This window comes from Gryllotalpicola sp., from assembly GCF_027352875.1.
Lineage (GTDB): Bacteria > Actinomycetota > Actinomycetes > Actinomycetales > Microbacteriaceae > Gryllotalpicola.
This window is the reverse complement of record NZ_DAIEII010000007.1, coordinates 1-12716: the sequence shown is the minus strand read 5'-3', so window position 1 is coordinate 12716 and position 12716 is coordinate 1. Positions and strand designations below refer to the sequence as shown.

General features: G+C 70.7%; 14 protein-coding genes and 1 pseudogene. 6 read left to right on the top strand and 9 right to left on the bottom strand.

The features are described from left to right. Together M7D61_RS01210 and M7D61_RS01205 are read right to left on the bottom strand one after the other, a co-directional pair. Positions 1-243, bottom strand: a complete 243-nt coding sequence (locus M7D61_RS01210; RefSeq protein WP_298226783.1) for a zf-HC2 domain-containing protein — start codon at positions 241-243, stop codon at positions 1-3. Next, positions 240-893: a sigma-70 family RNA polymerase sigma factor gene (locus M7D61_RS01205; RefSeq protein WP_298226823.1), complete on the bottom strand. Its 654-nt coding sequence runs from the start codon at positions 891-893 to the stop codon at positions 240-242. Before M7D61_RS01205 ends, M7D61_RS01210 begins: the two co-directional genes overlap by 4 nt. Before the next feature lie 81 nt (positions 894-974). On the opposite strand from M7D61_RS01205, the gene aroA reads away from it, so the two are divergent. From aroA to bcp, 3 genes are read left to right on the top strand one after another with little or no spacing between them, the layout of a single operon-like run. Further along, positions 975-2327: a 3-phosphoshikimate 1-carboxyvinyltransferase gene (gene aroA / locus M7D61_RS01200; RefSeq protein WP_298226781.1), complete on the top strand. Its 1353-nt coding sequence runs from the start codon at positions 975-977 to the stop codon at positions 2325-2327. 16 nt (positions 2328-2343) lie between these two features. Next, complete coding sequence (rsgA, locus tag M7D61_RS01195; protein ID WP_298226779.1) at positions 2344-3384, top strand: ribosome small subunit-dependent GTPase A; 1041 nt, start codon at positions 2344-2346, stop codon at positions 3382-3384. 9 nt (positions 3385-3393) lie between these two features. Further along, positions 3394-3876 carry a thioredoxin-dependent thiol peroxidase gene (gene bcp, locus M7D61_RS01190; RefSeq protein WP_298226777.1) on the top strand — a complete coding sequence of 161 codons (483 nt, stop codon included), beginning with the start codon at positions 3394-3396 and terminating at the stop codon, positions 3874-3876. A 72-nt stretch (positions 3877-3948) separates the two neighbouring features. Here bcp and M7D61_RS01185 read toward each other — a convergent pair whose 3' ends face one another. From M7D61_RS01185 to M7D61_RS01175, 3 genes are all read right to left on the bottom strand, one after another. Next, positions 3949-4467 (bottom strand): DUF2127 domain-containing protein, encoded by a 519-nt coding sequence (locus M7D61_RS01185; protein WP_298226775.1) that lies wholly within the window; start codon positions 4465-4467, stop codon positions 3949-3951. A gap of 71 nt (positions 4468-4538) precedes the next feature. Then, a complete protein-coding gene (locus M7D61_RS01180; protein ID WP_298226773.1) occupies positions 4539-6356 on the bottom strand; it encodes a heavy metal translocating P-type ATPase in 1818 nt (605 codons plus the stop codon). Positions 6357-6440: 84 nt separating this feature from the next. Further along, the gene (locus M7D61_RS01175) at positions 6441-6857 is read right to left on the bottom strand and encodes a hypothetical protein (protein ID WP_298226771.1); all 417 of its coding nucleotides are present in this window, start codon (positions 6855-6857) and stop codon (positions 6441-6443) included. A gap of 196 nt (positions 6858-7053) precedes the next feature. Here M7D61_RS01175 and M7D61_RS01170 point away from each other — a divergent pair, with 196 nt between their 5' ends. Continuing rightward, positions 7054-7302, top strand: a complete 249-nt coding sequence (locus M7D61_RS01170) for a WhiB family transcriptional regulator (protein WP_298226769.1) — start codon at positions 7054-7056, stop codon at positions 7300-7302. Between the two features lie 166 nt (positions 7303-7468). Here the strand turns inward: M7D61_RS01170 and M7D61_RS01165 are convergent, their stop codons facing one another. Both M7D61_RS01165 and M7D61_RS01160 read right to left on the bottom strand, forming a co-directional pair. After that, complete coding sequence (locus M7D61_RS01165; RefSeq protein ID WP_298226767.1) at positions 7469-8965, bottom strand: PAS domain-containing sensor histidine kinase; 1497 nt, start codon at positions 8963-8965, stop codon at positions 7469-7471. A gap of 10 nt (positions 8966-8975) precedes the next feature. Continuing rightward, positions 8976-9716, bottom strand: a complete 741-nt coding sequence (locus tag M7D61_RS01160) for a hypothetical protein (RefSeq protein WP_298226765.1) — start codon at positions 9714-9716, stop codon at positions 8976-8978. Positions 9717-9802: 86 nt separating this feature from the next. Between M7D61_RS01160 and M7D61_RS01155 the strand changes: the two genes are divergently transcribed. Next, complete coding sequence (locus M7D61_RS01155) at positions 9803-10060, top strand: helix-turn-helix domain-containing protein (RefSeq protein ID WP_298226763.1); 258 nt, start codon at positions 9803-9805, stop codon at positions 10058-10060. 6 nt (positions 10061-10066) lie between these two features. Here the strand turns inward: M7D61_RS01155 and M7D61_RS01150 are convergent, their stop codons facing one another. Continuing rightward, positions 10067-10642, bottom strand: coding sequence for a hypothetical protein (locus M7D61_RS01150; protein ID WP_298226761.1), 576 nt, complete (start codon positions 10640-10642; stop codon positions 10067-10069). Positions 10643-10781: 139 nt separating this feature from the next. Between M7D61_RS01150 and M7D61_RS01145 the strand changes: the two genes are divergently transcribed. Then, on the top strand, positions 10782-11204 hold the full coding sequence (locus M7D61_RS01145) for an Rv3235 family protein (protein WP_298226759.1): 423 nt from the start codon (positions 10782-10784) through the stop codon (positions 11202-11204). Positions 11205-11246: 42 nt separating this feature from the next. Here the strand turns inward: M7D61_RS01145 and M7D61_RS01140 are convergent. Continuing rightward, positions 11247-12716, bottom strand: a pseudogene (locus M7D61_RS01140) (preprotein translocase subunit SecA); the annotation flags it as partial.

Sequence of the window (12716 nt, the reverse complement as noted above, 5' to 3'; positions counted from 1 at the left end):
TCAGCCGGCGGTCGAGATCTCGTGGATCCTCAACTCGACCATCGCGCGAAGCTCTTCTGGCGCGGATTCCTTGCACGCGCGCTGCACGAGCGCCGTGAGCACGATGTTCACCCGCTCCTCGGTCGAGCACGTCTCGCACCCGGCGAGGTGCTCGCGGATGTCGGCGGCATCCTGCGCGGCAAGTTCGTTCCTGAGGTATTCCTCAAGGTCTCGTTTGGCCTGATCGCATCCGCAGTCAGTCATCTGGCACCTCCGGCGGCGGGCGCCACAATGCCCCGCTCGCGCGCATAGTCGGTTAGCAGGCCCCGCAACATCCGCCTGCCACGGTGCAGGCGACTCATCACGGTCCCGATGGGGGTCTTCATGATGTCGGCGATCTCCTGGTAGGAGAACCCCTCGACATCGGCGAGGTAGACGGCCATCCGGAAGTCCTCGGGGATGGCCTGCAGGGCGTCTTTCACCGCCGAATCCGGCAGGTGGTCGAGCGCCTCGGCCTCGGCCGAGCGGGACGAGGTCGCCGTCGTCGACTCGGCGCCGCCGAGTTGCCAGTCCTCGAGCTCGTCGACCGCGCTCTGGTAGGGCTCGCGTTGCTTCTTGCGGTACGAGTTGATGTACGTGTTCGTGAGGATGCGGTAGAGCCAGGCCTTGAGGTTCGTGCCCTGCTCGAACTGCTTGAACGCCGCGAACGCCTTGACAAAGGTCTCCTGGACGAGGTCCTCGGCATCGGCCGCGTTGCGGGTCATGCGCAGCGCGGCAGCGTAGAGCTGGTCCAAATACGGAAGGGCCTGCTCCTCGAAGAGGGCGCCCAGATCCGGCTCGGTGGAAGTCATCGGCGCCCAGTCTACGTTGCGGTCATCCGAGGTCGGCCAGGCGGTACGCGGATGCGCGAGCACTGCAGCTGCATGCACCGGGACGACCTCCTTCGCTGTCACGGAAACGGGGTGACCGGCTTTCCAGTCGTTACCCTTGAACCGATGCTCGAGCGCAAATATTCCGCCCCTGAGTTCGACCCGCTGGCCGACGAACGGCTGGAGGCCGCTGGCGCGCTCTGGGCCGCACCCACGGCATCCGGCCCGCTCGACGCGCTCGTGCACCTGCCCGGGTCGAAATCGCTGACCAATCGCGAGCTCGTGCTGGCGGGGCTGGCCGAGGGCCCGTCGCTGCTGCGCGCCCCGCTGCACTCGCAGGATTCCGACCGGATGGTCGAGGCGCTGACCGCGCTCGGGACTCGTATCGAGCGCGTGCCCGGCGACTCCCCGTTCGGCCCCGACCTGCTCGTCACCCCCGCGTCCGAGCTCACCGGCTCGACGACGATCGAGTGCGGCCAGGCGGGCACGGTGATGCGCTTCACTCCCCCGCTCGCGGCGCTCGCGCTCGGACCGACGACCTTCGACGCCGACGATTCGGCGCGCGGGCGCCCGATGGGCACGATGGTCGACGCGCTGCGCTCACTCGGTGTCGACATCGCCGACGACGGCCGCGGTGCCCTGCCCTTCACCGTGCACGGCACGGGTGCTGTGGTCGGCGGCGAGCTCACCATCGACGCCTCGCGCTCGAGCCAGTTCGTCTCCGGATTGCTGCTGGCAGCGCCCCGCTTCGAGAGGGGCCTCGTGCTGCACCACGCGGGCGAGCGGCTGCCGAGCCTTCCCCACATCGAGATGACGATCGCCGTCCTCGCCGCGCGCGGGGTGGCGGTCGAGGCGCCCGAGCCCGGTACCTGGGTCGTGGCACCGCAGCCCATCCGGGCGCGCGACGTCGACATCGAGCCGGACCTCTCCAACGCGGCACCCTTCCTCGCCGCCGCCCTCGCCGCGGGCGGCCGCGTCGCGGTCGCCGGGTGGCCGAGGGCGACGACCCAGGTGGGGGCGCAGCTCGCCCAGCTGCTGCCGCGGTTCGGCGCGTCCGTCGCCGTCGACGGCGACCGGCTCACCGTGTCGTCGGACGGGCGGATCAGCGGAGTGGATCTCGACCTCTCCGCGGCGGGCGAGCTCGCACCCGCGCTCGCCGCGCTCGCGGCGACGCCGAGCACGCTCACCGGCATCGGGCACATCCGCCACCACGAGACCGATCGCCTCGCCGCCCTCGCCGCCGAGATCGCCGGCCTCGGCGGTTCCGCGACCGAGCTGCCCGACGGCCTGCGCATCGAGCCGCGGCAGCTGCACGGCGGCGTGTGGCACTCCTATGAGGACCATCGGATGGCGACCTCCGGCGCCCTCATCGGGCTGCGGGTCCCCGGCGTCGCCATCGCCGGCATCGAGTCGACGGCGAAGACGATGCCCGAGTTCCCCGAACTGTGGCGCGACCTGCTCCGCGGGGCGCGCCCGTGATCCGCCGGGTAGCCGCTTGACCTGGCTCAGCGAGGGCGAGGACGAGCCGTACGGCGAGTACGACGAGTCTTCGGCGCGCGTGCGAGCGAACCCGAGGGGCAGCCGCCCGCGCAGCAAGATCCGCCCCGGCCATGAGGATGCCGCCACAGGCCGGGTGCTCTCCGTCGACCGCGGCCGCAGCACGGTGCTCGTCGGCGAGGGCAGCGCCGAAGAGCACGAGGTGCTCGCCACCCGGGCGAGCGAGTTGCGCCGCCAGACGATCGTGACCGGCGACCAGGTCGACCTCGTCGGCGACACCGGCGGCGGCCCCGACGCCCTCGCGCGCATCGTGCGCGTGCACGAGCGCACCACGCTGCTCAGGCGCTCGGCGGATGACACCGACGAGGTCGAGCGCGCCATCGTCGCCAACGCCGACCAGATGCTCATTGTCGTGGCCGCCGCGAACCCGGAGCCGCGCACCCGCCTCGTCGACCGCTACCTCGTCGCCGCGTACGACGCGGGCATCGCCCCCCTGCTGGTGGTCACGAAGACCGACATCGCCGACCCGGCGCCATTCCTGGCGAATTTCGCCGGCCTCGACCTGCCGGTGTTCCGGAGCGGCAACGACCGGATGCCCCTCGACGCCGTCGCCGCAGCGCTCCTCGGCCACACCACGGTCGCGGTCGGGCACTCCGGAGTCGGCAAGTCCACCCTCGTCAACGCGCTCGTCCCGGCCGCGAACCGGGCGACCGGGCACGTCAACGAGGTCACGGGGCGCGGTCGGCACACCTCCTCGTCGACGGCGTCGCTGCGGGTGCGCCGCGGGGCGGAATCCGGCTGGATCATCGACACCCCCGGGGTGCGCTCGTTCGGTCTCGGACATGTCCGACCCGAGAGCATCCTCAAGGCGTTCGGCGACCTCGACGAGATCGCGAAGGACTGCCCGCGCGGCTGCACGCACCTGCCCGACTCGCCCGACTGCGCCATCGTCGAGGCGGTCGCCGCGGGCCGTCTCGGCCCGCAGGGCGCCGCCCGCCTCGACTCGCTGCAGCGGCTGCTCACCGTCCTCGGGCGATAGCGTGGAGGCGTGCCCGATACCGCACCCGACCATCTGCTCCACGTCGGCGACCGCGCGCCCGTCTTCACCCTGCCCGACGAGCACTCCCTGCCGATCTCACTGCTCGACTTCCGCGGCACGAAGACGATCGTGTACTTCTACCCCCGGGCGATGACCCCGGGCTGCACGACGCAGGCGTGCGATTTCCGCGACAGCCTCGGCCCGCTGCAGACGGCCGGGTACCTCGTCGTCGGCATCTCGAAGGACTCCCCCGAGCGCCTCGCCCGGTTCGCCGAGCGCGACCACCTCACCTTCCCGCTGCTGTCGGATTCCGACCTCGCGGTCCACCGCCGGTACGGCGTCTGGGGCGAGAAGAAGCTCTACGGCAAGGTCGTCACCGGGGTGCGGCGCTCGACGTTCGTCCTCGACGAGAACGGCATCCTCACCCACACCTTCTACAACACCAAGGCGACGGGCCACGTCGCGATGCTGCGCAACCGCCTCGGCGTCTGATCGTCCCGCGCTCGACCTCGGGCGCTCGAAGCGCCCGCTGCGGAATCGCGGCGGTGGTTCACCGGAGAGGCGTCAATCATGCGCCGGACGCCGGAACAACCAGTCGAGCGTGCTGCGGAGCGTCGCCCGCAGGGTGCGACCAAGTCGCCACTCCCGCCAGGTGAGCCAGACGATCACCACGTCGAACAGCGTCAAGGCGGCGACCGTGATCGTCGGGGCGGTCAGGAGCTGGTAGACCTGGAAGGCGACGAAGGCGAGCAGAGCGGCGATCGCCCACGGGTACACCTTCGCCGAACCCCTCAGGAGCGCCGCGACGATGGCGAGCTTCACCACTCCGTGGAGCAGCAGGTAGACGGCGAGAAACGTCATATCGCCCGAGCCGAGATGCGCGACCCCGTGCACCAGCAGATTGGCGAGGATATCGTGCGGATCCTCGCGCAGTTCGCGAGCGGTCACCGCGCCGACGTCGCCTTGCAGCTGCACGGGATTCACGAACAGCAGCGCAACGCCGCCGACGAGCTCGGCCAACCCGTCGATGCCCTTGACGAGGACCCCGATCAGGAAAACGAGATCAAGCACCCGCTGTCTCACGCGGCACCTCCTCCGATCAGTGTCTCCCCCCGAGACTCAGGAGTCTTGCAGAGGGAACGCCATCGAGGCGGCTAGGCCGGGTGCGTCCGCACGGCGCGCAGCGCCCACAGGATCGAGACGACGTCGACGCCCTCCTGGCACCACGCGCCGATGATCGCCGGCAGCACCCCGAACGCGCCGACCACCATGAGGGCGAGGCTGAGGGCGAGCCCGACCCAGATGCTCTGCAGTGCGACCTGCACGGTCTCGCGCCCGGTTGCGAGGGCGAGCACGACTCGTGAGATGTCATCGCGCAGGATCACGATGTCGGCCGACTGGCTCGCCGCCGTCGCCCCGCGCGCGCCCATCGCGATGCCGACCTCGGCGGCGGCGAGGACCGGTGCGTCGTTGACGCCGTCGCCGACCATGACGACGGGCCGGTCGGCGAAGGCGTGCACGGCGAGCACCTTGTCCTCGGGCAGGCAGGCCGCGTGGACGTCGTCGATGCCGACCTCAGCGGCGACATGGCGGGCGGTGACCTCGGCGTCGCCGGTGAGCATGGCGATATCGAGGATGCCGGCGGCGCGCAGGCCGTCGACGGTGGCCTTGGCGTCCGGGCGCACCTCGTCGCGCAGCACGAACGCCCCGGCGAAGGCGCCGTCGATGCCGACGTAGACGGCGAGCTCGCCGGGCTGGAGGTCGGCGGCCGCGAATCCGCTCGCCTCGGCGGCGACGAAGTCCGCACGGCCGACCACGATCCGGTGCCCCTCGGCGGTCGCCGTCACGCCGCTCGCGGTGAGCTCCTCGGCGGTCTCGGCCGCGGGCGCGTCTCCCGCATAGGCGGTGATCGCATGCGCGAGGGTGTGGACCGACGCCTGCTCGGCGGCGGCGGCGAGGCGCACTGCGAACGCGACGTCTACACCCGGCGCCGGCCGGAAAGCGATGACCTCGGGCTCGCCCCGCGTGAGAGTGCCCGTCTTGTCGAAGGCGACGGTCTTGGCACGCCACAGCCGCTCGAGCGTCGCGCTGCTCTTGACGATGATGCCGTCGCGCGCGGCGCGGCTCATGCCGGCCATGAACGCGACGGGCGCCGCGATGATGAGCGGGCACGGCGTGGCGACGACGAGGACCTCGGCGAAGCGCTCCGGGTTGCCGGACCACCACCACGCGAGTCCGCCGATCGCGTACGCGATCGCCGTGAACGGCACGGCGAAGCGGTCGGCGAGGCGCACCATCGGCGACTGGCTGCCCGTCGCCTGCTCGACGAGCGCGACGATGCGCTGGTATTGGCTTTCGCTCGCGGGCCGCGCCACGGTCAGCTCGACGGCGGTCGAACCGTTCACGCCGCCGCTCAGCACCTCGTCGCCCGCCGATCGCGTGACGGGAAGGCTCTCGCCGGTGATGGAGGACTCGTCGAACTCGCCGCTGGGGCTCGCGAGCACGCAGTCGACGGGCACGAGCTCCCCGACCCGCACGATGATGCGGTCGCCGACGACGAGGCCTTCGACCGGCACGTCCGTGGTGGCGCGGGCGGCGTCCACCCGGTGGGCGATCGACGGCGTGCGGTCGAGCAGCGCGGAGAGGTCGCGGCGGGCCCGGCCGGCAGCGTAGTCCTCGAGCGCCTCGCCGCCGGTGAGCATGAGGACGATGATGAGCGCGGCCCAGTACTCGCCGATGAGCACGGTCGCGACGATGGCGGTGATGGCGAGGATGTCGATGCCGAGGGTGCCCGCGAGCAGCTGGCGCACCATCGACCACGCCGAGCGCACGGCGATGAGGATCGCGAAGCCACCGAGCAGCCACGGCACGGCGGCCGGCCATGCGGCGCTGAAAATGCCGCCGAGGACCGCGACGAAGACGGTGGCGGCCATGAGCGGGAAGCGGCCGATCAGCCGGAAGATGGCGCTCATACCCCGGTTGTACCGACCGCGGCGATCGGCCGCCAGCAAGGGAAGGCTGCCCTGAGCGGTCGGAGCGCCTCGGACGGCCCGGGATCAGCGCTCATCATGGCCGTCGGCGCCGCGCAGCGCCCGGTTCGTCGCAGGCAGGATGACGAGGATGAAGCCCGCGATGCCGAAGACGATGAGCGGCCAACCGGCCCACGCCGTCCCGACGTAGCCCTCGAGGCATCCCACCCCGATCGCGATCTGCAGGAGCTGCCATACGATCGCGAGAGCGCGGACGAACGAGCGGCCGAGCACGGTGCCGACGGTGCAGAGCCCCACCCAGAGGACTGCGACGAACGTGACGACCGCCCAGGCGATGCCGTTGACCACGTCGGACGCATCGCCGCGGAACAGTTCGACGATGACGGTGACGAAGTAGGCGAGCACGAGCAGCGCCTCGACCCCGAGAACCCCGGCAAGAGCCCAGACCGGCGCCGGGCGGCGAGAGCCTTCAGGATTCTTCACAGCGATGTCCCATAAAAAGTCATTGATTTGATGAAACGACCTGTGGAAAAATAACCCAGGTCGAGTTGTCGCTCACAGGGCTGTGGGCAGGTCTTTATCCCCACAGATCTCAGGCCCTGCCACTTGGCTAACCCCAACGCGAACCCCAGGCTAACCCGCTGCCGGATCGTGTCTGCAACACAAGGAGCAATTTTTCATGGATTGGCGCGACCGAGCCGCTTGCCTTACTGCCGACCCCGAGCTGTTCTTCCCGATCGGGAACACCGGGCCGGCGGTCGACCAGATCGAAAAGGCCAAGATGGTCTGCGGCCGCTGCCCCGTGACGGAGACGTGCCTGCAGTACGCCCTCGAGACCGGCCAGGACTCGGGTGTCTGGGGCGGGCTCTCCGAGGACGAGCGCCGCGCCCTCAAGCGCCGCGCGGCCCGCGCCCGCCGCGCGAGCTGATTCTGCGCCGGTCCCGGGTGGCTCGTGCCGCCTGGGACCGAGAACGCGACGATCCACAGGATCGTCACCATCCAGTTCTCGGCGCAGCGCACCCCAGTCGGCCTCTCGAGTCCACGCCGTTCGCGAGCGGACGAGGCGATCGCTCGAGGAGCGGGTTGCATCAGGTTCACGAGCCCGGCTTGAGGTAGCGCAGCGGGATCTCGACCGTCACCTCGGTGCCGGAGCCGGTCATCGTCTGCCAGTCGATCGACCCGCCGAGCTCGCCCTGGATGAGCGAGCGGACGATCTGCGTGCCGAGACCCGCGCCGACCCGACCCTCCGACATTCCCACGCCGTCGTCGATGACGTGGACGACGAGCTCGTCCGTCAAGCGCTCTGCGACGATCTTGACCTGACCGGAGCGGTCGGCGAGGCCGTGCTCGACGGCGTTGGTGACGAGCTCGGTGAGCGCGAGCGCGAGCGGTGTCGCGTACTCGCTCGGCAGCACGCCAAAGTGGCCCTCCTTGAGGGGATGCACCGTCGTGTTGTGGCTCGCGGCGACCTCGGCGACGAGCAGCAGCACCCGGTCGAACACGGCGTCGAAGTCGACCTCCTGGTCGAGGCCCTCCGACAGCGTGTCGTGTACGACAGCGATCGCAGCGACCCGGCGCATGGCCTGCGAGAGAGCGTCCCGCGCCTCGTCCGAGTGCGAGCGGCGCGCCTGGATGCGCAGCAGCGAGGCCACCGTCTGCAGATTGTTCTTCACGCGGTGATGGATCTCGCGGATCGTCGCATCCTTGGTGATGAGCTCCTGCTCCTGGTGGCGCATCTCGGTGACATCGCGACACAGCACGATCGCACCGACGCGTTCGCCGTGGTCGCGGATCGGAATGGTCCGCAGCGTCAGCGTCACGCCGCGCGCCTCGATATCGGTGCGCCACGGCGCGCGCCCGGTGACGACGAGCGGCAGGGACTCGTCGACCTGCATGTGCCCGCTGAGGAGGCCCGTCGTCACCTCGGCCAGCGACTGGCCCTCGAGCTCCTCGGTGAATCCCATTCGATTGAAGGCCGAGAGCGCATTGGGGCTCGCGAAGGTGACCGCCCCCTCGACGTCGAGGCGCAGCAGGCCGTCGGAAGCGCGCGGGTTGCCGCGCCGCGGCATGGTCGGGGCGCCGAGGTCGGGGAAGTCGCCCGAGGCGATCATGCGGAACAGGTCGTTGGCGCAGGCGTTGAAGGTGAGCTCCTGCCGACTCGGCGTGCGCGCCTCGGAGAGGTTGGTGTGCCGAGTCAGCACCGCGATCGGACCGACGACCTCGTGCGCAGGCGTGTGCGTCGAGCGGCGACACACCGGCACGGCCCGCACGCGCGTCGGAGTCTCCTCGTACCACTCGGGTGACTTCGAGTCGACGATCGCACCGGTGTGGAACGCCTCGTTGACCTGCGCGAGCCACTCGGGCCGGATCTTCTGCCCGACGAAATCGCGGTAGAACAGCGTCGCCGCGCTCGACGGGCGCGAGTGCGCAACAGCGAGGTAGCCGTCGTCGGTCGGCACCCAGAGCAGGATGTCGGCGAAGGCGAGGTCGGCGAGCAGCTGCCCCTCGGCGACGAGCAGGTGCATCCACTCGATATCGTCGTCGGCAGCATGCGCTTGGTGCGCGCTGACGAGATCGCTGAGGGCCGACATCGGCCTCAGTCTAGAGCGCGGCGATGCCCGCGATTTCGCGGCTGAAGGCCTGCAGCGCGGCGTCCGGATCGCCCTCGGCAAGGTGTGCCGCGACCCGGATGCCGGCGAAGCGCTCGAGCGCGTCGGCCGCCGCCGCGCTCCGCACCCGGTTGAGGATCACGAGGTGGCGCGCGCCGGGCGCGAGCTCGACCGCATCGTGCCGGGCGCAGAGGTAGCGGTCGACGCTGACGGGGTCGTCCGCGACGACAGCCACGACGGTGCCCGCCGCCCGCAGCGCTGCGTGGGCGGCCTGGTTGCGCCGCGGCGCGAAGAGGTCGCTGACGATCTCCTCATCGGCCTCGAGGTTGAAGCCGCAGTCGACGACGACGACGTCGGACCATGCGGCGAGAGCCGCGAGTACGGAGCGCAGCGGCCGTTCCGCCAGTTCGGGCCAGCGGCCGGCGTCGCGGATTCCGGTGAGGACGCCGAAGGCCGGTGCATCCGGTTCCGCTCCGGCGGGCACCCGCTCGGTCACCGCGGCAAGCGCGGCGCGGTCGAAGCCGTCGCGCTCGACGAGCCGGCACGCCGCCGCGAGCCCGGATGCCTCGTCGGGCAGGCCGAGCCGGCTCGCGACGGCCCCGCCGTAGCTGTCGGCGTCGATGAGGACGGTGCGGCAGCCGGCCCGGGCGAGCTCGCGTGCGATTCCGATGGCGGCCGTGGTGCGCCCGGGGGCACCGGCCGGCCCCCAGACGGCGATGAGGAGGGAGTCCATCCCCCGATCGTCGCCGACGCCGACCGTCGGAGCCGGGTTATCCACACGTCGACCATGCGGGCAGGCATCCCTGTTGAATTTCAGGCATGGCAATGGACTCCGCCCCCAGCGGTGTCGCCAGGTTCCTCACGATCGCCGACGCTGCCCAGCTGTTCTCAGTCGGCGTCGATGAGATCCACGACCTGATCGACAGCGCCGAACTACCTGCACTCCGTCTCGGCCAGGCGTGGCGCATCGACCGCGCCGAGCTCGACGCCTTCGTCGAGCGGCGCTACGAGGAGCAGCGCCGCATCGCGCTGCTGCATGGCTCCGACATCCCCGGCATCGCGGACTTCGCGAGCTGAGCGGGGTCAGAGCCGGACGCAGAGCACGTCGTCGAGAGCGATCGTCCGATAGTCCACGACGGCGCGCTCGCGGCGCGGGGTGCCCGCCGGATGCACAGCGAGATCGAGGTGATCCGAGCCGACCCGGTCGATCGTGCCGTGCCACCCGCCGCCGCGCGTGACCAGCCAGAGGTTGGCGCGGCGCCGGGCGAGGTCGCGAAGCGCGATCGCGAACGGGATGCGCCGCTCGATGCCCCGCGTCGGCAGCACCTCGTCGACGAGCGAGCGCTGGACCTGCTCACGCGTCAGCGACAGCGCGGCGACCGCGGCGAGAGGCACGATGAACTCGTCGCGACCCGAGCGCGCCGAGAGCCAGTCGCGGCCGAGGGCGAGAACGGTCACGACGACGACCTGATCGCTCGGAAACACGAGCCGCACCGGCTCTCCGGCCGCGCGCAGCGCCTCGAGCCGGTCGCGCAGGGTGAGCCGCGCGATGCGCATGCGCTCGCCCTCCGCCCTCCGCGCGGCGGCGCCGGAGTCCAGCGCCGACTCCAATCGGGAGCCGAGGTCGTCGAAGAGAAGCTCGAATCGCATGACGGGCACGGTGCCACAGCCGATAGCGCTCGATGAGTGTTTCTCCACAGTCCGAGCTGCCCGGGCTGGACAGGGGGCGTCACCCCTGATTGAGTGTCGCCCATTCGGGGGACATGAAAGTCCCGTACCGCGCATCACGGAGGATGACATGAGCCTGGCAGCAGCGACCAACGCAGCGACGAAACCCGCCTTCGACCTCGACGAGTTCTTCGGTCGGCAGCGCACCACCGACCTGCCCGATCCGACGACGCTCATCACGAACCTCGCCCGGTGCGTCGTCGAGGTCTTCGCCGGCGCGCGCGAAGTCGAGCAGCTCGCCCGATGGGTCACCGACGACGTCTACGCGCATCTGCTGCGTCGCGCGCTCATCGCACAGCGCGCTCGGCAGGTGAAGGGTCGCGAGATCCGCCGCCCCGATTTCAGCATCCTGTCGACCCACACCTTCGAGCCCCGGCCCGGCGCCTGCGAGGCGACCGTCATCGTGCGGATGCCGCACCGCGTACGCGCCATCGCCCTCCGCCTCGAAGGCCTCGACGGCCGGTGGCGGGCGTCGAGCATCTCGGTGCTGTAGCAGCCCCAGTCTCCCCGCGCGCAGTCGACCAGGACGCGGCCGCTAGCTCTTCTTGCGATCGGCGGCGCGGCGCTGAGCCCGATTCTGAGCGGCGGGGAGCTCGGCGCCGTCCGTGCGCTGGCCGAACGCGCCGCGCGAGCCGCCCTGCTGAGCGGGCGGCTGCTGCGGTGCTGGCGCCTGCTGCGCTTCGCGGCGCGCCTGGGCGCGCGCCGCGCGGTCGGTGGCCGAGCGGTCGAGCGCGCCGGACTGGCCGCGCACCTCGACCTCGCCCTCCTCGGTCGGGGCCGAGTAGCTCAGCGCCGGTGGCTTGGCCGGGGCGAGGCCCTTGGCCGAGACGCCCGCGACCTCGCCGGGTTCGGCCTGCGAGACGTCGACCTCGAGGTTGAAGAGGAAGCCGATGGACTCCTCGCGGATCGCGCCCATCATCTGCTGGTACATCGCGAATCCCTCGCGCTGGTATTCGACCAACGGATCGCGCTGCGCCATCGCGCGCAGGCCGATGCCGTCCTTGAGGTAGTCCATCTCGTAGAGGTGGTCGCGCCAGTGGCGGTCGATGACGGAGAGCACGACGCGGCGTTCGAGTTCGCGCATCGCGGGGCTGCCGAGCTTCTCCTCGCGCACCTCGTAGGCGATCCTCGCGTCCGACACGATCTCGCGCTTGATGTACTCGCGCGTGACCTTGCCCTTGCTGCCGACCTCGGCGACGACCTCGTCGATCGTGATGCTGATGGGGTAGAGCGTCTTGAGCTCGGCCCACAGGCCGTCGAGGTCCCAGTCGTCCGGGGCGCCCTCGCCGATGTGCGAGTCGAGGATCGCGTCGATCGCGGAATCCAGGAACTCCTGCACACGCTCGTGAAGGTCGTCGCCCTCGAGGATGCGACGGCGGTCGGAGTAGATCGCCTCGCGCTGACGGCTCAGCACGTCATCGTACTTGAGGACGTTCTTGCGGATCTCGGCGTTGCGCGCCTCGACCTGCGACTGCGCCGAGCGGATGGCCCTCGAAACGACCCTCGACTCGATGGCGAGGTCGTCGGGTACGCCCGAGCGGCCCATGATCGCCTCGGCCGCCCCCGCGTTGAAGAGCCGCATGAGGTCGTCGGTGAGCGAGAGGTAGAAGCGGCTCTCGCCCGGGTCGCCCTGGCGGCCGGAGCGGCCGCGGAGCTGGTTATCAATGCGGCGCGCGTCGTGGCGCTCGGTGCCGATGACCATGAGCCCGCCTTTCTCAATGACGGAGGCGCGGTCTTCGGCGCGCGCGAGCGCGCCGCCGAGCTTGATGTCCACGCCGCGTCCCGCGAGGTTCGTCGCCACCGTGACCCGCCCCACCGCGCCCGCGTTCGCGATGATCTCGCCCTCGCGTTCGTGGTTCTTCGCGTTCAGCACCTCGTGCGGCACGCCCTCATTCTCTAGGAACGCGCTCACGGTCTCGTTGTCTTCAATGGATACGGTGCCCACCAGGACCGGCTGGCCTTTTTGGTGGCGCTCTTTTACTTGCCGCGCGACGGCGCGATACTT

Coding starts and splice junctions, on each gene's coding strand:
- M7D61_RS01210 (WP_298226783.1), bottom strand. CDS start 243: ATGACTGACTGCGGATGCGATCAGGCCAAACGAGACCTTGAGGAATAC.
- M7D61_RS01170 (WP_298226769.1), top strand. CDS start 7,054: ATGGATTGGCGCGACCGAGCCGCTTGCCTTACTGCCGACCCCGAGCTG.
- aroA (WP_298226781.1), top strand. CDS start 975: ATGCTCGAGCGCAAATATTCCGCCCCTGAGTTCGACCCGCTGGCCGAC.
- M7D61_RS01165 (WP_298226767.1), bottom strand. CDS start 8,965: ATGTCGGCCCTCAGCGATCTCGTCAGCGCGCACCAAGCGCATGCTGCC.
- M7D61_RS01180 (WP_298226773.1), bottom strand. CDS start 6,356: ATGAGCGCCATCTTCCGGCTGATCGGCCGCTTCCCGCTCATGGCCGCC.
- M7D61_RS01160 (WP_298226765.1), bottom strand. CDS start 9,716: ATGGACTCCCTCCTCATCGCCGTCTGGGGGCCGGCCGGTGCCCCCGGG.
- M7D61_RS01145 (WP_298226759.1), top strand. CDS start 10,782: ATGAGCCTGGCAGCAGCGACCAACGCAGCGACGAAACCCGCCTTCGAC.
- M7D61_RS01155 (WP_298226763.1), top strand. CDS start 9,803: ATGGCAATGGACTCCGCCCCCAGCGGTGTCGCCAGGTTCCTCACGATC.